Below are 21,128 nucleotides of genomic sequence, written 5' to 3' on the forward strand. Positions count from 1 at the left end.
GGCGGCAATCACACTCTGGAAGAATGAATGGAGCGCACGATGAAAAAAATAATCCATACCGCCCTGACTACTGCCCTGCTGGCGCTGATGCTGCCAGCTGCAAATGCCGCCGACGGTCCGGGTCGCACCGAATGTATTGCCCCGGCCAAACCGGGCGGCGGGTTTGATCTCACCTGCAAGCTGTTGCAGGTCTCACTGCAGGAAACCAAACAGATTGAAACGCCAATGCGCGTCACCTATATGCCCGGCGGCGTCGGCGCGGTGGCCTACAACGCGATCATCGCCCAGCGCCCGGCTGAAGCCGGCACGGTAGTCGCTTTCTCGGGCGGCTCGCTGCTGAATCTGTCACAGGGCAAATTTGGCCGCTACTCGGTTGATGATGTGAAGTGGCTGGCGGCCGTGGGAACCGACTACGGCATGGTGGCGGTGCGTGAAGATGCACCGTGGAAAACCCTTGGCGAGCTGATGGCGGCGATGAAAGAAGATCCGACCAAAGTGGTGGTCGGTGCCGGTGCCTCGATCGGCAGTCAGGACTGGATGAAAACCGCCCTGCTGGCGCGTGAAGCCGGGATTGATCCACGCAAGATGCGCTATGTCGCTTTTGAAGGCGGTGGCGAGCCAGTTACCGCGCTGCTCGGCAACCATATTCAGGTAGTCTCCGGTGACATGAGTGAGATGGTGCCGCATCTGCAGGGCGGCAAAATGCGGGTGCTGGCGGTCATGTCCGAGCAGCGTCTGCCGGGCCAGCTGGCGCAGGTGCCGACCGCCAAAGAGCAGGGCTTTAACATCGTCTGGCCGATCATTCGCGGCTACTACCTCGGCCCGAAAGTCAGCGATGCCGACTATCAGTGGTGGGAACAGGCGTTCAAAAAGATGGTAGAGACGCCGGAATTCAAAAAGCAGCGTGATATGCGCGGCCTGTTCGAATTTAACCTGACGGGTCAGGCACTCGACAGCTACGTCAAAAAGCAGGTGGCGGATTACCGTGAGCAGGCAAAATCGTTTGGCCTGGCCAAATAACCGGAGCGAATCATGAGCGATCGTATTTTTGCTGGCCTGTGGCTGGCGCTGTGCCTCGGCGGCATGGTGGTGGCCTGGCAAATTCAGAGCGAATACAGCTACGAACCGGTGGGACCACGTCCCTTCCCGATGGCGATCCTCGGCCTGATGGCGATCTGCGCCCTGCTGATGCTGTTTCGCAAACCCGACACCATTCACTGGCCGTCCGGCGGCACGCTGAAGCGGCTGGTGGCGCTGGCGCTGATGATGATGCTGTACGGCTGGCTGTTTGAAACGCTGGGCTTTGCCATCTGCACCACGCTGCTGACCTTTGGCATCGGCCTGCTGTTTGGCGCACGCTGGTGGGCGGCGGCGCTGGCCGGGCTGGCGATGGGCACCTGTCTGTTTTACGCCTTTGATCGCCTGCTGGAAGTGACCCTTCCGGTCGGCAGCTGGCTGAGTTAAGGAGAGCATCATGGATACCTGGTCCTTTTTAATGCAGGGCTTTGCCGTCGCCATGACGCCAGAGAATCTGCTGATTGCGCTGATTGGCTGCTTTATCGGCACCATCGTTGGCCTGCTGCCGGGCCTTGGCCCGATCAACGGCGTGGCGATTCTGATGCCGCTGGCTTTTGCCCTGCACTTACCGGCGGAATCGGCGCTGATTCTGCTGGCCACGGTCTATATCGGCTGTGAATATGGCGGACGTATCTCCTCGATTCTGCTGAACGTGCCGGGTGATGCCGGGGCGATCATGACCGCGCTGGATGGTTATCCAATGGCGCAACAGGGTAAAGCGGGCGTCGCACTGTCGATTTCGGCGGTCAGCTCGTTTGTCGGTTCCACCATCGCCATTATCGGCATTATTCTGTTTGCCCCGCTGCTGGCCAGCTGGTCGCTGGCGTTTGGTCCGGCAGAATATTTTGCGCTGATGGTGTTCGCCATCGCCTGTCTCGGCAGCATGATGAGCCACAATCCGCTGAAGTCATTCCTCGCGGCACTGATTGGGCTGGGAATGGCTACCGTCGGCGTCGATGCCAATACCGGCGTCTACCGCTTTACCTTTGACAGCGTTCATCTCTCCGACGGTATTCAGTTTGTAGTGGTGGTGATTGGCCTGTTCTCGGTGAGTGAAATCCTGCTGATGCTTGAGTCGACCAGCAGCGGACAGAAGGCAGTGCGGGCCAGCGGCCGGATGATGTTCAATATGAAAGAGGCGGCGATGGCAACCGGTGCGACGCTGCGATCCTCCTTTATTGGCTTTTTTGTCGGCGTGCTACCGGGTGCCGGTGCGACCATCGCCAGCGCTATCGCCTACATGACCGAGAAGAAGATCAGCGGCAGCGACCAGTTTGGTAAAGGGGATATTCGCGGTGTGGCCGCGCCGGAAGCGGCAAACAACGCCTCAGCCTGCGGCTCTTTTATTCCGATGCTGACGCTGGGTATTCCCGGCTCCGGCACCACGGCGGTGATGGTCGGCGCGTTAACGCTGTATAACATTACGCCGGGACCGGCGATGTTTGTGGAGCAGCCGGATATTGTCTGGGGCCTGATCGCTGCGCTGTTAATCGGCAACGTAATGCTGTTGATCATGAACATTCCGATGATTAACGTCTTCGCCCGCATGCTGACCATTCCGCTGTGGTTCCTGGTGCCGGCGATTGCCGCCATCTCCGCCGTTGGCGTTTACGCGGTACACAGCACCACCTTCGACCTGCTGTTGATGGTCGGGCTGGGAATCTTTGGCTATATCCTGCGTAAAATGGACTTCCCGATGTCGCCGTTGATTCTGGGCTTTGTGCTGGGTGAGATGCTGGAGCAGAACCTGCGTCGCGCCTTGTCGATCAGCAACGGGAATCTGGTGATCCTGTGGGAAAGTCTGATCTGCAAAGTGCTGCTGGTGCTGGCGATTGCGGTACTGCTGGTGCCGCCGATCTGGAAACGCTGGCGTCGTCATCGTCTGAAGCTGGCAGAAGAGTAAATCTCCCGCCGAAACGCGTGCGCCCCCGTGGGATTTCCCGGGGGCTTTTGCTATCATGGCGCATTCATTTTCCGGCGCACCCCACGCTGTTCTGTTTTCCCAAGGAATCCGCCATGCAACCTCTCAGCGGCCCCGGTGTGCCGGTCGGCGATCGTTCATCTGTCAATCCGCAAACCGGCGCAACGCGTCCCGGTTCGGTGGCCGGTGAACAGCCCCTCTCTCCTGCCCAGCGCACTACCTTAGAACGTCTGATCGTGCGTATTCTCTCGCTCAGTAATTTGAAAGCGCCTGAGCTGTGGGCCGGTGTGCGTCATGAAGTGGGCGTTAAGAGCGAAGCGGAATTACAGTCGCGCCATTTTCCGGCGGCGGAGCAATATCTGAACGCCCGCCTGACCCAGGCGCAGACCGGTCATGCGACGCGTCAGCTGATGACCCAACTGACCGATCTGCTGCCGAAAGGCAATAATCGTCAGGCGGTCAGCGATTTCATTCGTCAGCAATTTGGTCAGACGGTGTTGAGCGCGCTGAGCCAGGATCAGCTGCGTCAGGTGCTGACCATGCTGCAGAACGGACAGATGGCGATTCCGCAACCGCAGCAGACCCGCGTCAGCGATCGTAGCCTGCTGCCAGCTGAGCATCAGACCCTGAATCAGCAGGTGGTGCGCCTTGCGGCCGCCACCGGTGAATCGAGCGGAAAACTGTGGGCCGCGGCGTTAAAGCTGGTCAACCTGACCAGCGGCGATCCGATCCCGTCACGCCACTTCCCGCTGCTGACACAGTATCTGCAGGTGCGCCAGACCTTAAGTCAGCACAGCGCACCGACGCTGCAACTGCTGGAAGTCTCGCTGAAACAGCCGCTCGATCAGCACGAGCAGCGTTTGCTGGAGGATTACAGCCAGCAGCGTTTCCAGGCGACGCCGCAGACGGTTCTCACCGCCACCCAGACGCAGGATCTGCTGAATTTCCTGTTCAGCCGTCGCGCCGAGAAGATGCATGAACAGCCGCTGGCCGCCAGCGAGATCAAACCGCAACCTATCTGGTCGCCGTTTGTCGCCTCGCTGCCTCCGACGCTACAGCCACTGGCAAAACGGCCTCTGCTGGGCGCATTTGTGGTGCTGGTGGTGCTGTTTTTACTGTGGCTGGTGCTGTGAGTTAACAGCCACAGGCGACGTCGGGTGCGGCATCTGGCCATTCACCCGGCGCCTCACCCCAGGTCAGCGGATGACCGTCACGTTTCCAGAAATCCAGCCCGCCAATCAGTTCTTTCACCTGAAAACCCAGCGACGCCAGCTTCCACGCCGCTTTGGTCGATCCGTTACAGCCAATCCCGTCACAATAGGTGACATAGACTTTGCTGCGATCAAGCCGGGCAGTGCTGGCCGCGTCCATGTCGCGATGGGGAAAATTGATCGCACCGCAGATATGGCCGCTGCGGTAGACGTCAAACGAACGCGCGTCGATCACCACGATCTCCGGCTGGCGTTGCGCCAGATCCTCTGCCAGATCCCAGGCATCGGTGTAGTAAGCGAGTTTAGCCTGTAAATAGTCGAGACTTTGCTGCGGGCTGGCCGCGGCAACACGTAATACCGATGACATAGTGATTCTCCTGTTGTGGTATGCCGGCAGTTTACGGCAAAGTGGACTGCTCTTTGAGACCCATTTCCCTTACCGGATAAGACCCTTATGCGCTCACCGCTGCTGCAACTTTTTCAGCATCAGGCCACCGGCGGCCTGCGCGAACGGCTGTGTACCACGCTGCGGCTGGCGATTAGTCGCCACCATCTGCGCGCCGGACAACAGTTGCCCTCCACCCGCCAGCTGGCTGAGGATCTCAAGCTGTCTCGCGTCACGGTGGAAGCGGCGTACGGTCAGCTGGAGAGCGAAGGCTACCTGCGGCGTGAAACCGGGCGTGGTAGCTTTGTGGCGATAACCATGCCGGAACCGTCAGCGCCGCCTGCGGTTCATCAGCCCGCCCCTTTTTCGATGCGCGGTCAGCAGGTGCTGGCAACCGGTGGCTGCCAGGATCCCCCTTTTCCCCATGCGTTTGCTGCCGGTTCGCCGGAGTTACGCGCATTTCCTCATGAGATCTGGCGACGCCTGAGCAGTACCGTGCAGCGTTCACTGGGTAGCGCCGCGATGGGATATGGCGATCCCTGTGGCTATCTGCCACTGCGCCGCGCCCTGGCTGACTATCTGGCGCTGTCACGCGGCGTGCATTGCCAGCCTGAGCAGGTGATGATCCTTACCAGTTCCCAGCAGGCTTTACAGCTGCTGGCGCTAATGCTGCTGGATGCGGGCGATGAGGTCTGGCTGGAAGAGCCGGGTTATCCCGGTGCGCGCAACGCTTTTCTGGCGGCGGGTGCGCGGCTGCGCGCTATCGGGCTGGATGACCAGGGGGCGGTACCGATCGATGGCAGTGCGAAGCTGATGTATCTGACGCCTTCCCATCACTATCCGACGGGCGTCACGCTGAGCCTGCCACGACGGCTGGCCTGGCTGGCGTGGGCGCGGCGCAACCGCAGCTGGCTGATTGAAGATGATTACGACAGCGAGTTTCACTATCACCACCGCCCGATTCCCGCCCTGCAGGGGCTGGACCGTCATCAGCGGGTGATTACGCTCGGCACCTTCTCTAAATCACTGTTTCCTTCGCTGCGACTGGCGTGGATGGTGGTGCCGCCAGCGCTGGTGGCACCGCTGGGCCAGGCACGCAGCGTGCTGGATGGTCACAGCGCCCTGCTGCCGCAGGCTATTACTGCCGCCTTCCTGCAACAGGGCCATTTCGCCAGCCATCTGCGCTTGATGCGACAGCTCTATGGCAGTCGGCGCGAGTTGCTGATCGAACAGATTAACCAGCGGCTGACGCCGTGGATCACTCCGTTCGACAGCGGCGGCGGATTACAGTTAACGGTGAAGCTGGCGCAGGATGAGGCGCAGTTAACCGCCCGGGCCGCGCAAATCGGCCTGTTGCTGCCGCGTCTTAGTCCACTGTATGCCGGACCGCCGCGCCAGCAAGGCTGGCTGCTGGGCTATGCGGCACTAACGCCGGATGAGATCGTGGCGGGTTGCGACAAACTACGCTGGCTGCTGGCGGAGCGAGGCTGAGAAGGAACGACGGACAGAGCAAAAGCGGGGATAAGCGGCAAAAAAAAGGACCGGCAAGCCGGTCCTTCTGGGATCTGTCAGCGCATTACGCCTGGTATTTACGCATGGTCAGGGTTGCGTTGGTGCCGCCAAAGCCGAAGCTGTTGGACATCACTGTGGTCAACTCTTTTTCCATTGGCTGAGTCACGATATTCATGCCTTCAGCCGCTGCATCCAGCGAGTTGATGTTGATGCTTGGGGCAATAAAGCCATGCTCCAGCATAAGCAGTGAGTAAATCGCTTCCTGCACGCCTGCCGCACCCAGTGAGTGACCGGTCATGGCTTTAGTTGCTGAAATGTACGGCGTGTTGTCGCCAAACACTTCACGAATCGCTCCCAGCTCTTTCACATCGCCGACCGGCGTTGAGGTACCGTGGCTGTTGAGGTAGTCGATTGGGGTATCTACGCCGTTCATCGCCATCTTCATGCAGCGCACTGCGCCTTCACCTGACGGTGCCACCATATCTGCGCCGTCTGATGTTGCACCGTAGCCGACGATCTCAGCATAGATATGCGCACCGCGCGCCAGCGCATGTTCCAGCTCTTCAACCACCACCATGCCACCGCCACCGGCGATCACGAAGCCGTCGCGCTCGTTATCATAGGTACGTGAGGCTTTTTCTGGCGTGTCGTTGTAACGGGTAGAGAGCGCGCCCATCGCGTCGAATTCACAGGCCATTTCCCAGCACAGCTCTTCGCCGCCGCCCGCAAACACGATGTCCTGTTTGCCCAGCTGGATCTGCTCAACCGCATTACCGATACAGTGTGCCGAGGTGGCACAGGCCGAGCTGATTGAGTAGTTTACGCCGTGAATTTTAAATGGCGTCGCGAGGCAGGCTGAAACGCCAGACGCCATCGCTTTGGTGACCACATACGGGCCAACCGCTTTCAGGCCGCGTGGGCTACGCATTGCATCAGCACCAAACACCTGGAAACGCGGTGAACCGCCGCCTGAACCGGCAATCAGACCCACACGTGGGTTGTTCTGATACGCTTCCACGCTCAGGCCAGAATCTTTAATCGCTTCTTCCATGGAAAGATAGGCATAGATGGACGCATCACTCATGAAACGCACGACTTTGCGATCGATGAGGCCGGTGGTATCTAATTTTACGTTACCCCAGACGTGACTACGCATGCCGGAATCTTTCATCTCTTCAGAAAAGGTGATGCCAGAGCGGCCTTCACGCAGAGATGCCAGCACCTCTTGCTGGTTATTACCAATACTGGAAACGATCCCTAAGCCAGTAATCACAGCACGTTTCATTCAATAATCCTCATCCACTTCTTCTTAATTGACGAGCACTCTAGCGTACACTTGTACGCCGAACAAGTCCGATCAGCCATTTCCTTTTGTAAATTTGCGTCATGTCACGCTGGTCGCTAAAATCGCGCCACTGCCTGAAAAATGAGCCTTTAGCGTGAAATTAACCCCGGTCGAACATGCACAGCTGAACTGGAATGAACAGGGTACACCTGTTTCCCGAGCGTTTGGTGACGTCTATTTCTCCAACGATAACGGTCTGGAAGAGACCCGCTATGTCTTCCTCGGGGGCAATCAGTTGCCGCAGCGCTTCGCTCAGCATCCGCGTGATGTGCTGATTGTGGCCGAAAGCGGTTTCGGCACCGGCCTCAATTTTCTCACGCTGTGGCAGGCTTTTGATGCGTTTCAGCGCCAGCAGCCGGACGCGATTTTAAAACGTCTGCATTTCATCAGCTTTGAGAAGTTTCCGTTAACGCGCGCCGATTTAACCGCCGCACATCAGCACTGGCCCGAACTGGCCCCGTGGGCGGGCGAACTGCAGGCGCAGTGGCCGGCTGCCCTGCCCGGCTGTCAGCGTCTGCTGTTTGATGGCGGCCGCATTACGCTCGATCTGTGGCTGGGTGATATTAATCAGCTGATGAGTACCCTGGATGACAGCCTGCATCGTCAGGTGGACGCCTGGTTCCTCGATGGCTTTGCGCCGTCGAAAAACCCCGATATGTGGACGCCGCAGCTGTTCAGCATGATGGCGACGCTGGCGCGGCCGCAGGCAACATTTGCCACCTTTACGGCCGCCGGCTTCGTGCGGCGTGGACTGCAGCAGGCGGGTTTCAGCGTTACCCGCCGGAAAGGTTTTGGCCCCAAACGCGAGATGCTGTGCGGCAGCCTGCAATCAGCACCGCCGCTGCCGGCGACGCAGCCGTGGTATGCCCGGCCCGCCAGCCCGACGCGGGAAGCGGCGCTGATTGGCGGCGGCGTGGCCAGCGCCAGTTTAGCGCTGGCGCTGCTGCGGCGCGGCTGGCGCGTGACGCTTTACTGCGCCGATGAAGCACCGGCGCTGGGCGCGTCCGGCAACCGTCAGGGCGCGCTCTATCCATTGCTGAATCAGCACGATCCGGCCATCGCCACCTTTTTTCCGGCGGCGTTCAGCTTTGCCCGCCGCCTGTACGATCGGCTACCGCTGCCTTACGAACATCACTGGAGCGGGGTGTTGCAACTTGGCTGGGACCAGAAAAGCAGCAAAAAAATTGAACAGATGCTAGCGATGGGGTTGCCTGACGACATCGCCTGTGCTGTTGATGCCGACCAGGCAGAAGCGCTGGCGGGCGTGACGCTCGGCTGCGGCGGGATTTTCTATCCGCAGGGTGGCTGGCTGTCACCGGCCGAACTGACCTCGGCGATGCTGGCCCATGGCGAGACGCAGGGCTTGCGGATCCACTGGCTGCACCGCGTAACCGGGCTGGCGCATGACGGTGAACAGTGGACGCTGTCGTTCAGCGATCGTCCGGCGGTGCGCCATCCGACGGTGGTACTGGCGAATGGTCACGCCATCAGCGAGTTTACCCAGAGTGCGCCTCTGCCGATCTATCCGGTGGCAGGCCAGGTGAGTCACGTTCCGTCGACGCCGGAACTGAATGCGCTGCAGACCGTGCTCTGCTACGACGGCTACCTGACGCCGGTCAGTCCGCAGTTCGCTACGCACTGCATCGGTGCCAGCTATCATCGTGGCGAAACCGCCACCGCGTATCGGCAGCAGGATCAGCAGGAGAACCGCAGCCGTCTGCAACAGTGCCTGCCCGACAGTCGCTGGACCGACACGGTAGACATCAGTGCGGATGAGGCGCGTGTTGGGGTGCGCTGTGCCACCCGCGATCATCTGCCGATGGTCGGCAGCGTGCCGGATTATGCCGCCACGCTGGCGCGCTACGCCGATTTACCGGCACAGCAGGCGGCGGGCAGCGCGATCGCTGATGCTCCTGGCTTTAATGGTCTGTATCTGTTTGGTGCGCTCGGTTCACGCGGATTATGCAGCGCACCGCTGGCGGCTGAAGTGCTGGCGGCACAGTTGTCCGGCGAACCGCAACCGGCAGATGCCGCCACGCTGGCTGCGCTGAATCCGAATCGTTACTGGGTCAGAAAATTGCTGAAGGGTAAACCGGTTTAAGCGGGGTTGCGGGCGGCACGCCGCCCTGCACCGTTATGCGGAAAGTTGACGAGCCTGGACAAACAGGTTGTCCCACATGCCGACCACTAAGGCCTGATCGCGTGGCGACAGCTCACCAGCGGCAATGGCATTTTGCAGACTGCGGGTCACCTGAATCTGCAATGCTTCCGGCGTATGTTCGCCCAGTTGTTCGACTTCAGCCACCGCCAGCGTGAGGTGTCCACGCAGATAACCGCTGGCAAACAGCTCATCGTCACTGGCATGATCAACCATGTCGTCAATCAGGGCCAGAATACGCGCTTCAAATTCTGCGATCATCTCAATTCCTCTTTTGATAATGCCTTGCTGCATCACAGATCGTCCGGCCAGGGAAACTGCGATGCGCTTAATGAAGGCCTGCCATAAAATTCCGCCAGGGCGGCAATAAAACGCGCGGGACGAGCGGGAATGCCCGACGTCAGATAGCTCATGACCTGAGCATGCACTTTACGCTGGAACGCAATGCGATCCGGCTCACAATCTCCGTCGAGATTGTCACAACTGACGTTGAAGGGAAAGCCTGCTGCAACACAAAACATCCATTCAAGCGCCTGCGGCTTCACTTCAACGGCTTCAAACTGACTCTGGGTGAGCGCATCGCGGCCATCCGGGCAGTACCAGTAGCCAAAATCGACCAGCTTGCGGCGCGCTTCACCGGCGATGCACCAGTGCGAAATTTCATGCAGGGCGCTGGCATAAAAACCGTGGGCAAACACCACGCGGTTCCACGGCGACTCTGCGTCTGCCGGAAGATAGATCGGTTCGTCGTCGCCTTTAATTAGACGGGTCTGAAATTCATCGCTAAAGCAGCGATCAAACAGCGTAATCAGCTGGGTGTAATCGTGTATTGTGCTCATTGTTATCACGTAATAGTTACGGGTGCAGCGTGGCGAACCACGCCAGAACGGCGCTGCCGTGGCTGTCCCACAGCAATTTAATGCTCATGACAGCGGAGACGATCACCACCATCGGACGGATCAGCTTTTGCCCGCGGGTCAGCACCAGGCGTGCGCCCAGTCGCGCCCCGCAAAATGCGCCCAGCATCATGATCAGACCGGTTCCCCACACCACTTTGCCGCCGAACATAAAGAACAGCAGGCTACCGAAGTTGGAGGTGAAGTTAAGGATCTTGGCATGCGCCGTCGCTTTGGCGAGGTTGTAGCCACAGAGAGTGACAAACGCCAGCGCATAAAAGGAGCCGGCGCCGGGTCCAAAAAAGCCATCGTAAAAGCCGATGCAACCGCCGCCCACCAGCGCATAAGCGATGCCGTGCAGGCGACGGGCGCGATCTTCTTCACCAATGCGCGGCATCAGCAGAAACCACAAACCGATGGCAATCAGAAACAGCGGCAACATCTGGCGCAGAATGTCCGCCTGCAGGCGCTGAATCAGCACCGCCCCCAGCACCGAACCGAGAAAGGTCATGGCGATATTCAGCCACTGCTCATTCAGCTTTACCGCACCGCGTCGGATAAAATAGAGGCTGGCTGAGAATGACCCGCCCACCGACTGCAGCTTGTTGGTCGCCAGCGCCTGCGCCGGGGAAAGGCCGGCGGCCAGCAGCGACGGCACGGTCAGCAGACCGCCGCCGCCGGCAATCGAGTCAATAAAACCGGCCAGCATGGCGACAAAGAACAGCAGCCCGACCAGCAACGGGCTGATCACGAACCAATCCATGTGATCCCTTACAGTAAATGTTTATCCAGCAGCGCCTGACAGGCAGGCGGCAACGGTGGAGGCTCGCGTTTCACTGGCGCACCGCTTCCCGGTTTTTTCGGCAGGAACCAGCTCTGCAACTCTGCGCCACAGCCATCGCCCGCCGGCGGCGCAGGCTGATCTTCACAGCCGATGCTGCCGGCCGGACAGCGCAACCGCACATGCATATGGGCGCGATGGGCAAACCACGGGCGCACTTTACGCAGCCAGTCACGATCCGCGCCAGCATCGGCACACAGCTGTTTCTTGATCGCCGGATTGACGAAGATGCGCGTGACGTCATCGTCTTTCGCCGCCAGCTTAATCAGGCTGTCGATCTCCGGCTGCCAGTGACGGGCAATGACATTTTTATCGCCTGGCCCCACCAGATCCAGCGGCTGCGGCTTCAGCAACTGCTGCGCACTCCAGCGGGTTTTCGGCAGCTGCAGCCAGATATCCACATCAAGTCCGGTCTGGTGACTGGCGTGGCCGCTGCTGAAGCGCCCGCCTGCCGCCATGCCCATGTCGCCAATCAGCAGATTACCCAGCTGCAGATTATGCACCCGGGTGCTGAGACGCTGAATGAACTGGATCAGATCGGGATGGCCGAAGTAGCGCCGCTGGTCCTGACGCATCACCTGATAATACGGCGAATTGAGCGGCAGCGCCTGGGCACCAATGATACAGCCGTTCGCAAAGCCGCCAATCGACTGCGGGGTTCCGCTGATCGGCTGCTGGATTTGTTGCCATGGCGTGGCCGCCACGATTGGGGCGCTGAACAACAGCGCGCTAAGCGTAAGCAGAAGCGCTTTCATGCGATCACCAGCGCGGCACGGGGCTGTTAACGTCCCCATTCTGCGCCCGCTGACGCAGCAGATGATCCATCAGGACGATCGCCATCATCGCTTCGGCGATCGGCACCGCGCGGATCCCGACGCAGGGATCGTGACGACCTTTGGTGATCATCTCTACCTCTTCGCCGTCACGGGTGATAGTTTTGCCCGGCACGGTGATGCTGGAGGTCGGCTTCATCGCGATATTGGCGCTGATGGTCTGACCGCTGCTGATGCCGCCGAGGATGCCGCCCGCGTGGTTGCTCTGAAAGCCGCTACGGCGAATTTCATCACGATGCTGGCTGCCGCGCTGATTAACCACCGCAAAGCCATCACCAATCTCGACGCCCTTCACCGCGTTAATGCTCATTAGTGCGTGGGCCAGGTCGGCGTCCAGACGGTCGAACACCGGCTCGCCCAGACCCGGCGGCACGTTTTCAGCCATTACCGTCACTTTGGCACCAATCGAGTCACCCTCTTTTTTCAGGCTGCGCATCAGTTCGTCCAGCGCGTCCAGCTTGTCTGCATCCGGGCAGAAGAACGGATTCTGTTCGACGATCTCCCACTGTTTTAGCTCACAGGCGATATCGCCGATCTGCGCCAGATAGCCGCGCACCACCACGCCGTGCTTCATCTGCAGATACTTTTTGGCAATCGCACCGGCAGCAACGCGCATCGCGGTTTCACGCGCCGACGAGCGGCCGCCGCCCCGATAGTCACGCTGACCATACTTTTGTTCGTAGGTGTAATCGGCATGGCCCGGACGAAACAGATCTTTGATGGCACCGTAATCCTGGGAACGCTGATCGGTATTCTCAATCAGCAGGCCAATGGAGGTACCGGTGGTCACGCCCTCAAACACACCGGACAAAATTTTCACCTGATCCGGCTCGCGGCGCTGAGTGGTATAGCGCGACGTGCCCGGCCGACGACGATCGAGATCGTGCTGAATATCTGCTTCGGTTAGCGGAATGCCCGGCGGCACGCCATCAACAATGCAGCCCAGCGCAAGACCATGGGACTCGCCAAAGGTGGTTACTCGAAAAAATTGTCCGATGCTGTTTCCGGCCATTGTGGTTCCTTGTTACGGTTCGGCGGGCGATGCTTCGCCCCACTTTTAGTCTTTGTAAAAAGAGAAATGATGCTGTGCGTCGACGATCTGCTGGCGGGTCAGCATAAATACGCCGTCACCGCCGTTATCGAACTCCAGCCAGGTAAACGGCACATCGGGATACTGTTCCATCATGTGCACCATGCTGTTGCCGACTTCGCAAATCAGCACGCCCTGCTCGCTCAGATACTGTGGCGCGCAGGCCAGAATACGGCGCACCAGCTTCAGGCCATCGCTGCCGGCCGCCAGTCCCAGTTCCGGCTCGTGGTGATATTCGCCCGGCAGATCGTCCATATCTTCCGCATCGACATAAGGCGGATTGGTGACGATCAGATCGTATTTCAGCGCCGGTAACTCGCGGAACAGATCGGCGCGGATCGGCGTGACCTGCTGCATCAGGCCATGTTCTTCAATATTCTGCTCGGCAACCGCCAGCGCATCGCTGGAGATGTCGACCGCGTCAACTTCAGCCTCAGGAAACGCATAGGCGCAGGCGATGGCGATACAGCCGCTGCCGGTACACATATCCAGAATGTGGCGCGGTTTCTCGCTGATCAGACCGGCGAAGCGATTTTCGATCAGTTCACCAATCGGTGAACGTGGCACCAGTACCCGTTCATCGACATAAAATTCGTGACCGCAGAACCAGGCTTTGTGGGTCAGATAGGCGACCGGAATGCGCTCATTGACGCGGCGAATGACCCGCTCGACGATCAGATGACGCTCACTGGCGGTCAGGCGTGCATTGCGCATCTCTTCCGGAATATCCAGCGGCAGCCAGAGGGACGGCAGGACCAGTTGAACGGCTTCGTCCCACGGATTGTCTGTGCCATGTCCGTACCAGATTCCGGCAGCGGAAAAGCGGCTGACCGCCCAGCGCAGCATGTCCTGAATGGTGTGCAGCTCGTTCACTGCCTCATCGACGAAAATTTTGTCCACGTAGCCCTCCGCAGGCCATTTACTAAATCGGCCGATAGTGTGCCATGAAGCCGGGGAGAATTCAGCGCAGCAAGGTGAAAAAGCTGACATTTAATGACACTTAACGGTAAGGTATCGCCATCTGCTGTCTGACAGCCTTTTCTGATATAACCGGCCCGCCATGAGTAAAAAAACGCCATTGAGCCAGGATGATAAAGCGCTGTTTCGGCAGTTAATGACCGGAACGCGCCAGCTAAAACAGGATACCTTTGTGCACAAGCCGCGAGTGAAAACCCGCGAAGTGCCGGTAAAACGTCTGCTTTCAGAGCAGGCGGACAACAGTCATTACTTCTCGGATGAGTTTCAGCCGCTGCTCTCAACCGAGGGGGCGACGCGCTATGTGCGCGCTGACGTCAGCCACTTTGAACTGAAAAAACTGCGGCGCGGCGACTATACGCCGGAGATATTTCTCGATCTGCACGGCTTAACCCAGCAGCAGGCCAAGCAGGAACTGGGGGCGCTAATCGCCGCCTGCCGCCGTGAGCATCTGTTTTGCGCCAGCGTGATGACCGGCCATGGCAAACATGTCCTGAAGCAGCAAACGCCGCTGTGGCTGGCCCAGCATCCGTGGGTAATGGCTTTTCATCAGGCACCGAAGATGTTTGGCGGCGATGCCGCCCTGCTGGTGCTGATTGAGATTGAGGAGTGGCAACCGCCTGAATTGCCCTGAGAGGAAGGGCCGATATTTCGGCCCACAGACGTTAAATCGCTTTTGCCAGTTTGCGCGGACTGACCTGCCACAGCAGCTTGCCTTCACTCTGTGCCGGATCAAACTCGACGCAGGCGATAGCGGAAGTGGCGAACATGGGCGGCGCTTCCTGCGGGCACAGTTCTGAGACTAAATATCCCACCAACGGTAAGTGTGAAATCACCAGCGCGGATTTCACCCCTTCGTTTGCCAGGGTTTGCAGATAGCACCCCACCAGCCCCGGGTCGCCGCCCGGCGTTAATTCAGGTAACACTTCCTGGCCTTCAGGCAGAGGAAATGCCTCACGTACCGTGGCGAGCGTTTGCTGCGCACGCAGGTAGGGACTGACCAGCACACATTCTATGTCCGGCGTCTGACTGTTAAGCCAGTTCGCCATCTGGCGTGATTCATCACAGCCGCATAGCGTTAAAGGCCTGACCGAATCACTTGCTGCTTCCAGAGCTGCATCGCCGTGACGCATGATAAAAACTTGCATAAAGCACCGCTGTTGTTTGTCGACATCGCCCGACGCATTGCGCCTGACTCTTCACTCTGCGAATGAACGCTGTGTTGTACCCTAATGGCTTCAGTATAGTCAACCGGTTGTTTATTAAATAAGCACTTCTCAGATTCCTGCTGCGGCGCACACTCTGGCGACGCTTTTCTAACCCGCTGAATCGGAGTGGGTATTCCATTTCAGCCAGAAATGTAAAATTTCGTCTATTCTGCGGCGGCCTTAATCAGCGCCTCACACGGCGCGAAACGTTCGCCATGTTGCTGCATTAGCCGGGTTAATCTATTCACCTGCTCCGTTGCGCCCAGTCGTTGCATATAATGGAACGGACCACCGAGAAACGGCGGAAAACCGATGCCGAACACCGCGCCGATATCGCCATCACGCGCGCAGCGAATCACCTGCTCATCCAGGCAGCGCGCCGCTTCGTTCAGCATCATCATCACGCAGCGTTCGGCTATCTGCGCTTCGCTCTGTCGCGCCTGCGGGGTGATTTTCAGTAAGGCGTAAAGCGACGCATCCGGCTTTTTACGCTGCCAGCGCGGCAGGTCGTAGCGATAGAAGCCTTTGCGGTTTTTACGCCCTTTGCGGCCATCATTCAGTACCGCCTCAAACGCAGCAGGCGCGGCAAAACGCTCGCCGTAGGCCTGCTGCAGAATCGGAGAAATTTTACTGCCGACATCAATGCCGACCTCATCCAGCAGCTGGAGCGGACCGACCGGGAAACCAAATTTCACCAGCGCACCATCGATATGCTCAATCGGTTCACCTTCCAGCAGGCAGCGCATCGCCTCATTTATATAGGGCGCCAGAATCCGGTTAACGTAAAAACCGGGCTTATCCGCCACCACAATCGGCGTTTTGCCCTGGCGGCGTGCCAGTGCCACGATCGTTACCAGTGTTTCGCTGGCGGTATTCAGATGGGGAATGACCTCCACCAGTGGCATTTTCTCTACCGGGCTGAAATAGTGCAGTCCGATGACGTTTTCCGGCCGCTGCGCCCCGGCAGCGATATCCTCAATCGGCAAGGAAGAGGTGTTAGAGGCAAATATCGTCTGCGGCTGACAGTGTGATTCAATCTCACGCACCATCTGCTGCTTAAGCGCCAGATCTTCAAATACCGCTTCAATCACCACATCACGCCGGGCAAAGCCCTGATAATCGATGCCGCCGGTGATGCGGGCCATCTGCTGCTGACGCTGAGCCGGAGTAATCTGACGGCGTTTAACTTTTTTGCTCAGCAGCTCCCAGCTGGTTTGCAGCGCATGGTTTATCCCTTCCAGCGAGATATCCTTTATGCGTACCGGCAATCCGGCGTTGATGGCGCTGACGCTGGCAATACCACCGCCCATCAGACCGCCGCCCAGAATACCGATGCTGTGGACCGGCCGCGGCGTGGCGTCGCCACCCGGCTCTTTTTTCATCGCGGTGGTCGCGAAGAACAGGCCGCGTAACGCCACCGATTCTGGCGTCATCGCCAGTTCACCAAAGGCGCGGGCTTCAGCCTCATGTCCGGCACGGCTGCCCTGCTCCAGCCCAATGCGCACCACCTCAATGATGCGTTTCGCCGCCGGGTAGTTGCCCTGCGTTTTGGCGGCGGTCTGGCGGCTGGCCAGCGCAAACAGCGCCTGACGCGCAACCGGGCCCTGCAGCAGGCGATCGCGCAGCGGCAGCGTACGGACGCTGGCCTTGCCTTTTTTCACCCGTGCGATAGCGGTCTCCAGCAAAATCGCCTGCGGCACCGCATCATCAACCATGCCGAGTTTACGGGCCTGTTTCGCCCGCAGGCTTTTGCCGGTCAGGATCAGCGGCAGCGCCTGCTGCACGCCGATCAAACGGGGTAACCGCTGCGTGCCGCCTGAACCGGGCAATAAGCCGAGCTGGACTTCCGGCAAGCCGAGGCGGGTTTTATCATCCAGCGAGCAGATGCGTGCATCGCAGGCCAGCGCCAGCTCAAGTCCGCCGCCGAGGCAGGCACCGTGAATCGCGGCCACCACCGGGAACGGCAAGGCGGCAAGCATCGCCATCACCTCCTGCCCCTGTTTCGCCAGCGCTTCGGCGTCTGCGGCACTCTGGCAGCGATCGATCATGCTGATGTCGGCGCCAGCGATAAAGTTGTCAGCTTTGCCCGAAATCAGCACCAGCCCGGCCAGCTGAGGATCGCGCCGCGCCTCGGCAATAATGGCAGCGATCTGGCCAGCAAATTCCGCTTTAAGGGTGTTCATCTTCTCGCCCGGCACGTCGATGGTGATGACGCCAACGTGATCCAGCCGCAGCTGTAAATGAAATGCGTTCTGCTCCATTATTCGGCCTCCAGAACCATTGCCGCGCCCAGACCACCGGCCGCACAGGCGGTAACCAGTCCTAATCCTCCCCCGCGCCGCCGAAGTTCGTTCAGCGTCTGGGTGATCATTCGCGCACCGGTAGCGGCAAAAGGATGGCCATAGGCGATCGATCCCCCCAGCACGTTAAAGCGCTCTTCATTCACCTCACCCAGCGCATGGGGGCGATTCAGCACCTCGCGGGCAAAGCGCTCATCCCGGAACAGTTGCAGGTTGCTCAGGGTCTGAGCGGCGAAGGCTTCATGCATATCAATCAGTGTCAGATCGGCCAGGGTGATGCCGGCGCGGTCCAGCGCCACCGGCGAGGCGTAGGCCGGGCCCAGCAACATATCCTGCTGTACGCCAATCGCGGTAAAGGCATAGCTGCGCAGATAGCCAAGCGGCTGCAGTCCCAGCTCACGGGCGCGCCCTTCGCGCATCAGGATGACCGCTGCCGCACCGTCGGTCAGTGGGGTACTGTTGGCGGCGGTCACGCTGCCGTGCTGGCGGTCAAACGCCGGACGCAGCCGGGCATAATCTTCAGCTTTGGCATCCATCCGCACGTTATTGTCCTGATCGATGGGCTTTTTCCACGGCGGCACCAGCGCCGCCATCACTTCCTGATGCAGCACGCCCGATTGCCATGCTTTGGCGGCATGCTGGTGAGAACGCAGCGCCAGCGCATCCTGTGCCTGTCGGCTGATTCCGTGGCTTTTGGCCATCTGCTCGGCGGTGTCGCCCATGCGCAGTCCGGTTGAATACTCGGCCACCGCCGGCGGCACCGGCAGCAGATCGCGCGGGCGCAGACGGCGCAGAATCTGCCATTTTTGCGACAGGCTGCGCGCTTTATTGAGATCAACCAGCGCCCGCGCCAGGCTTTTGCTGACGCCAATCGGTAGCACCGATGACGAATCAGCACCCCCGGCGATGCCGGCAGAGATGGTCCCGGCCAGTAAACTTTCACAGACGTTAGCCACCGCCTGAAAACTGGTGGCACAGGCGCGGCTGACGCTGTAGGCGTCGGTATGGACGCTGAGTCCGCTGCTGAGTACGATTTCACGCGCGATGTTCGGCGCTTCGGGCATCTGAACTACCTGACCAAACACCAGCTGTTCAATCACGTCGACCGGCAGTTCGCTGCGCGCCATTAATTCGCTGACCACCATCCGTCCCAGTTCCACCGCCGGAATGCCATGGAAGCCGGTCGCCTGGCGCAAAAAAGGGGTACGTAACCCGTGGGTAATCGCGATGCGTTCGCCATCGCGCGTCAGCAGCGGCTGCGCTTTGCTCATTGTTCTCACCTGTGAATCGGGACTGTGGCATCATTGCCCAAAGAGGTCTGACCTGATCCCAGTGTTAACCACAAGCGGGTGAGTCGCCAATATCGAAAGGGAAAAATTGCGAAGGGAAACACGAAAATGAAAAACGCCGCTCTGAAAGCGGCGTCTGGCGGCTTAGCGTAAACCGAGCTGGAAAATCAGGGTTTCTGCCTGGCAGCAGAAGGTGAAATCAATATCGAGCTGCACCCCCTGGTCCACATCGCTGAAACGGGCCTCAATCAGGCAAGGGTCAGACTCAACCTCACGCGCACGTTCGGTCAGGCTGGCCAGTTTTGCTTCAGCATCAGCGCGCTGTGCAAACCACTCCGACCAGCTGGCAGTGCAATCGGTATTATCCATTACCGTGCCGACATCGACGCAACAGCAGGCTGCGGTTTCGGTCGCACTGCATTTTTTAATGGCATCAGTCATCATTTTCTCCTGACGATAGTCTGGTGGGATACGCAATTTTATGGACCAGATTTTACCTCTTCGGCTAAAGATGCGCCATTAACCTGTAGCTAAGTGACGAATATCACAATAAAATTTGATCCAGAACAAACTGGACTGGTTATGCTGTGGCGCGTCGGGTCAGTTTTGTTACGCAGATCGAATTTTAAGCGATCAATCCTGAAATATTTTAAAAACAATATTGCAACATGCACACAGGTCGGACCTATACTCTCCGCACTGGTCTGATATGTGCGATTTACATCAGTCCCTACAATCCGCCGTCCCTTGTTACGCGACGTAATAACGTTAAATAATAATTCACATGAGGTTGTGGTCATGAACCATAAAAACCTGTTTGCAAAGTCAGCCGTGGCGGCTGCAGTGGCGCTTGTCTCTTCACATGTTTACGCAGCTGGGTTTCAGTTAAATGAGTTTTCTTCGATTGGTTTAGGTCGCGCATATTCAGGCGAAGGCGCAATGGGCGATACCGCCGCTTCCGCCAGCCGTAACCCGGCAACCATGGCATTAATGGATCGTCCGGCGTTTTCCATCGGGGCGGTGTATATCGACCCGGATGTGAATATCAGCGGACGCAGCCAGAGTGGCCGCAGTCTGGATGCCAATAATATTGCCCCAAACCAGTGGGTGCCGAATATTCATTACGTTCAGCCCATTAATGATCAATGGTGGATTGGCGCATCGGCTACCTCCAATTACGGCTTAGCAACAGAGTTTAATAATGGTTACACCGCTGGCGGCTACGGCGGTAAAACCGACCTGATGACCGGCAATTTTAATCTCAGCACCGCTTACCGATTAAATGAACATTTCAGCGTCGGGGTGGGATTTGATGCGGTCTACGCTAAAGCGAAAATCGAACGTTATGCCGGTGAATCAGGCGCAGCGTTACGCATCCCGGCGGATACCCAGGTCGCCCATCTGAAAGGCGATGAGTGGGGCTACGGCTGGAACGCCGGTATCCTGTATGAAGTCGATGAAAATAACCGTTTCGGCTTTACCTACCGCTCAGAAGTCAAAGTTGATTTTGATGGCGATTACAAAAGTAATCTCCCTTCTGCGCTGAACGCGGTTAATAATCCGCAGCAGTCCGGTATTCCTTACGGCACCAACGGCTCGACCATTCCAGGCGCGCTGACCCTGAATCTGCCGGAAATGTGGGAAGTGTCGGGCTGGCATAAAGTGGCACCGCAGTGGGCGGTTCACTACAGCATGGCCTACACCAGCTGGAGCCAGTTCCAGGAGCTGAAAGCCACCGGTTCTAATGGCCAGACCCTGTTCTATAAAGATGAAAGTTACCGTGATGCCTGGCGTATTGCGCTCGGAACCACCTACTTCTACGACCAAAACTGGACCTTCCGCACCGGTATCGCCTTTGATGACAGCCCGGTTCCGGCCGATAAACGTTCGATCTCCATCCCGGATCAGGATCGCCTGTGGTTGAGCGCCGGGACCTCCTACGCGTTCGACGACAATGCTTCGGTCGATGTCGGCATCTCTTATATGCACGGCCAGAACGTGACGGTCAAAGAAGGCCCATATACCTTTAATTCCGAAGGTAAGGCCTGGCTGTATGGCGCGAACTTTAACTATAAGTTCTGATGCGC

The 21,128-nt window shown here is 58.6% G+C and carries 20 protein-coding genes; 8 read left to right on the plus strand and 12 right to left on the minus strand.

Going from position 1 to position 21,128, the window contains the following annotated elements:
• Positions 1 to 39: 39 nt before the first annotated feature.
• The 4 genes from AC6I8D_RS14065 to flk all read left to right on the plus strand — a co-directional run bounded on the left by AC6I8D_RS14065 (position 40) and on the right by flk (position 4,131).
• On the plus strand, positions 40 to 1,020 hold the full coding sequence (locus tag AC6I8D_RS14065) for a tripartite tricarboxylate transporter substrate binding protein (protein WP_497820365.1): 981 nt from the start codon (positions 40 to 42) through the stop codon (positions 1,018 to 1,020).
• A 12-nt stretch (positions 1,021 to 1,032) separates the two neighbouring features.
• Complete coding sequence (locus tag AC6I8D_RS14070) at positions 1,033 to 1,464, plus strand: tripartite tricarboxylate transporter TctB family protein (RefSeq protein WP_312055886.1); 432 nt, start codon at positions 1,033 to 1,035, stop codon at positions 1,462 to 1,464.
• 10 nt (positions 1,465 to 1,474) lie between these two features.
• Positions 1,475 to 2,980, plus strand: coding sequence for a tripartite tricarboxylate transporter permease (locus AC6I8D_RS14075; RefSeq protein WP_312055885.1), 1,506 nt, complete (start codon positions 1,475 to 1,477; stop codon positions 2,978 to 2,980).
• A gap of 113 nt (positions 2,981 to 3,093) precedes the next feature.
• Positions 3,094 to 4,131 (plus strand): flagella biosynthesis regulator Flk, encoded by a 1,038-nt coding sequence (flk, locus tag AC6I8D_RS14080; protein WP_312759614.1) that lies wholly within the window; start codon positions 3,094 to 3,096, stop codon positions 4,129 to 4,131.
• Between the two features lies 1 nt (position 4,132).
• On the opposite strand, the gene AC6I8D_RS14085 is transcribed toward flk, so the two are convergent.
• Positions 4,133 to 4,576 carry a rhodanese-like domain-containing protein gene (locus AC6I8D_RS14085; protein ID WP_312055883.1) on the minus strand — a complete coding sequence of 148 codons (444 nt, stop codon included), beginning with the start codon at positions 4,574 to 4,576 and terminating at the stop codon, positions 4,133 to 4,135.
• 87 nt (positions 4,577 to 4,663) lie between these two features.
• On the opposite strand from AC6I8D_RS14085, the gene pdxR reads away from it, so the two are divergent.
• Entirely contained in the window at positions 4,664 to 6,085 is a 1,422-nt protein-coding gene (gene pdxR / locus AC6I8D_RS14090; protein WP_312759611.1) for a MocR-like pyridoxine biosynthesis transcription factor PdxR, read from the plus strand.
• A gap of 85 nt (positions 6,086 to 6,170) precedes the next feature.
• Here the strand turns inward: pdxR and fabB are convergent, their stop codons facing one another.
• Entirely contained in the window at positions 6,171 to 7,391 is a 1,221-nt protein-coding gene (fabB, locus tag AC6I8D_RS14095; RefSeq protein WP_031377182.1) for a beta-ketoacyl-ACP synthase I, read from the minus strand.
• Between the two features lie 154 nt (positions 7,392 to 7,545).
• Between fabB and mnmC the strand changes: the two genes are divergently transcribed.
• Positions 7,546 to 9,552: a bifunctional tRNA (5-methylaminomethyl-2-thiouridine)(34)-methyltransferase MnmC2/FAD-dependent 5-carboxymethylaminomethyl-2-thiouridine(34) oxidoreductase MnmC1 gene (gene mnmC / locus AC6I8D_RS14100; RefSeq protein WP_497820366.1), complete on the plus strand. Its 2,007-nt coding sequence runs from the start codon at positions 7,546 to 7,548 to the stop codon at positions 9,550 to 9,552.
• A gap of 33 nt (positions 9,553 to 9,585) precedes the next feature.
• Here the strand turns inward: mnmC and AC6I8D_RS14105 are convergent, their stop codons facing one another.
• Genes AC6I8D_RS14105 through prmB form a run of 6 tightly spaced genes read right to left on the minus strand, consistent with a single transcriptional unit; the run spans position 9,586 to position 14,169 of the window.
• Positions 9,586 to 9,870, minus strand: coding sequence for a YfcL family protein (locus AC6I8D_RS14105; RefSeq protein ID WP_312759607.1), 285 nt, complete (start codon positions 9,868 to 9,870; stop codon positions 9,586 to 9,588).
• A 32-nt stretch (positions 9,871 to 9,902) separates the two neighbouring features.
• Positions 9,903 to 10,448 carry an elongation factor P hydroxylase gene (locus AC6I8D_RS14110; protein ID WP_497820367.1) on the minus strand — a complete coding sequence of 182 codons (546 nt, stop codon included), beginning with the start codon at positions 10,446 to 10,448 and terminating at the stop codon, positions 9,903 to 9,905.
• 16 nt (positions 10,449 to 10,464) lie between these two features.
• A complete protein-coding gene (locus tag AC6I8D_RS14115) occupies positions 10,465 to 11,268 on the minus strand; it encodes a sulfite exporter TauE/SafE family protein (protein WP_312055878.1) in 804 nt (267 codons plus the stop codon).
• Positions 11,269 to 11,276: 8 nt separating this feature from the next.
• Entirely contained in the window at positions 11,277 to 12,101 is an 825-nt protein-coding gene (mepA, locus tag AC6I8D_RS14120; RefSeq protein ID WP_312055877.1) for a penicillin-insensitive murein endopeptidase, read from the minus strand.
• Between the two features lie 4 nt (positions 12,102 to 12,105).
• Positions 12,106 to 13,191, minus strand: coding sequence for a chorismate synthase (gene aroC / locus AC6I8D_RS14125; RefSeq protein WP_312055876.1), 1,086 nt, complete (start codon positions 13,189 to 13,191; stop codon positions 12,106 to 12,108).
• A 45-nt stretch (positions 13,192 to 13,236) separates the two neighbouring features.
• The gene (gene prmB / locus AC6I8D_RS14130; RefSeq protein ID WP_279810003.1) at positions 13,237 to 14,169 is read right to left on the minus strand and encodes a 50S ribosomal protein L3 N(5)-glutamine methyltransferase; all 933 of its coding nucleotides are present in this window, start codon (positions 14,167 to 14,169) and stop codon (positions 13,237 to 13,239) included.
• A gap of 160 nt (positions 14,170 to 14,329) precedes the next feature.
• On the opposite strand from prmB, the gene smrB reads away from it, so the two are divergent.
• Entirely contained in the window at positions 14,330 to 14,878 is a 549-nt protein-coding gene (gene smrB / locus AC6I8D_RS14135; protein WP_031375918.1) for an endonuclease SmrB, read from the plus strand.
• 31 nt (positions 14,879 to 14,909) lie between these two features.
• Here smrB and sixA read toward each other — a convergent pair whose 3' ends face one another.
• The 4 genes from sixA to AC6I8D_RS14155 form a co-directional block, all read right to left on the minus strand.
• Complete coding sequence (gene sixA, locus AC6I8D_RS14140; protein WP_031375917.1) at positions 14,910 to 15,392, minus strand: phosphohistidine phosphatase SixA; 483 nt, start codon at positions 15,390 to 15,392, stop codon at positions 14,910 to 14,912.
• Positions 15,393 to 15,616: 224 nt separating this feature from the next.
• Positions 15,617 to 17,713, minus strand: coding sequence for a fatty acid oxidation complex subunit alpha FadJ (gene fadJ / locus AC6I8D_RS14145; protein WP_497820368.1), 2,097 nt, complete (start codon positions 17,711 to 17,713; stop codon positions 15,617 to 15,619).
• Complete coding sequence (fadI, locus tag AC6I8D_RS14150; RefSeq protein WP_312055874.1) at positions 17,713 to 19,023, minus strand: acetyl-CoA C-acyltransferase FadI; 1,311 nt, start codon at positions 19,021 to 19,023, stop codon at positions 17,713 to 17,715. The genes fadJ and fadI overlap by 1 nt, the downstream gene beginning before the upstream one ends.
• A 162-nt stretch (positions 19,024 to 19,185) precedes the next feature.
• Complete coding sequence (locus AC6I8D_RS14155) at positions 19,186 to 19,482, minus strand: YfcZ/YiiS family protein (RefSeq protein WP_082097556.1); 297 nt, start codon at positions 19,480 to 19,482, stop codon at positions 19,186 to 19,188.
• Between the two features lie 357 nt (positions 19,483 to 19,839).
• Between AC6I8D_RS14155 and fadL the strand changes: the two genes are divergently transcribed.
• On the plus strand, positions 19,840 to 21,123 hold the full coding sequence (fadL, locus tag AC6I8D_RS14160) for a long-chain fatty acid transporter FadL (RefSeq protein ID WP_312055873.1): 1,284 nt from the start codon (positions 19,840 to 19,842) through the stop codon (positions 21,121 to 21,123).
• The last annotated feature ends 5 nt before the right edge of the window (positions 21,124 to 21,128 follow it).

The organism is Pantoea sp. X-Soil-MYKO-1785 (assembly GCF_059730675.1).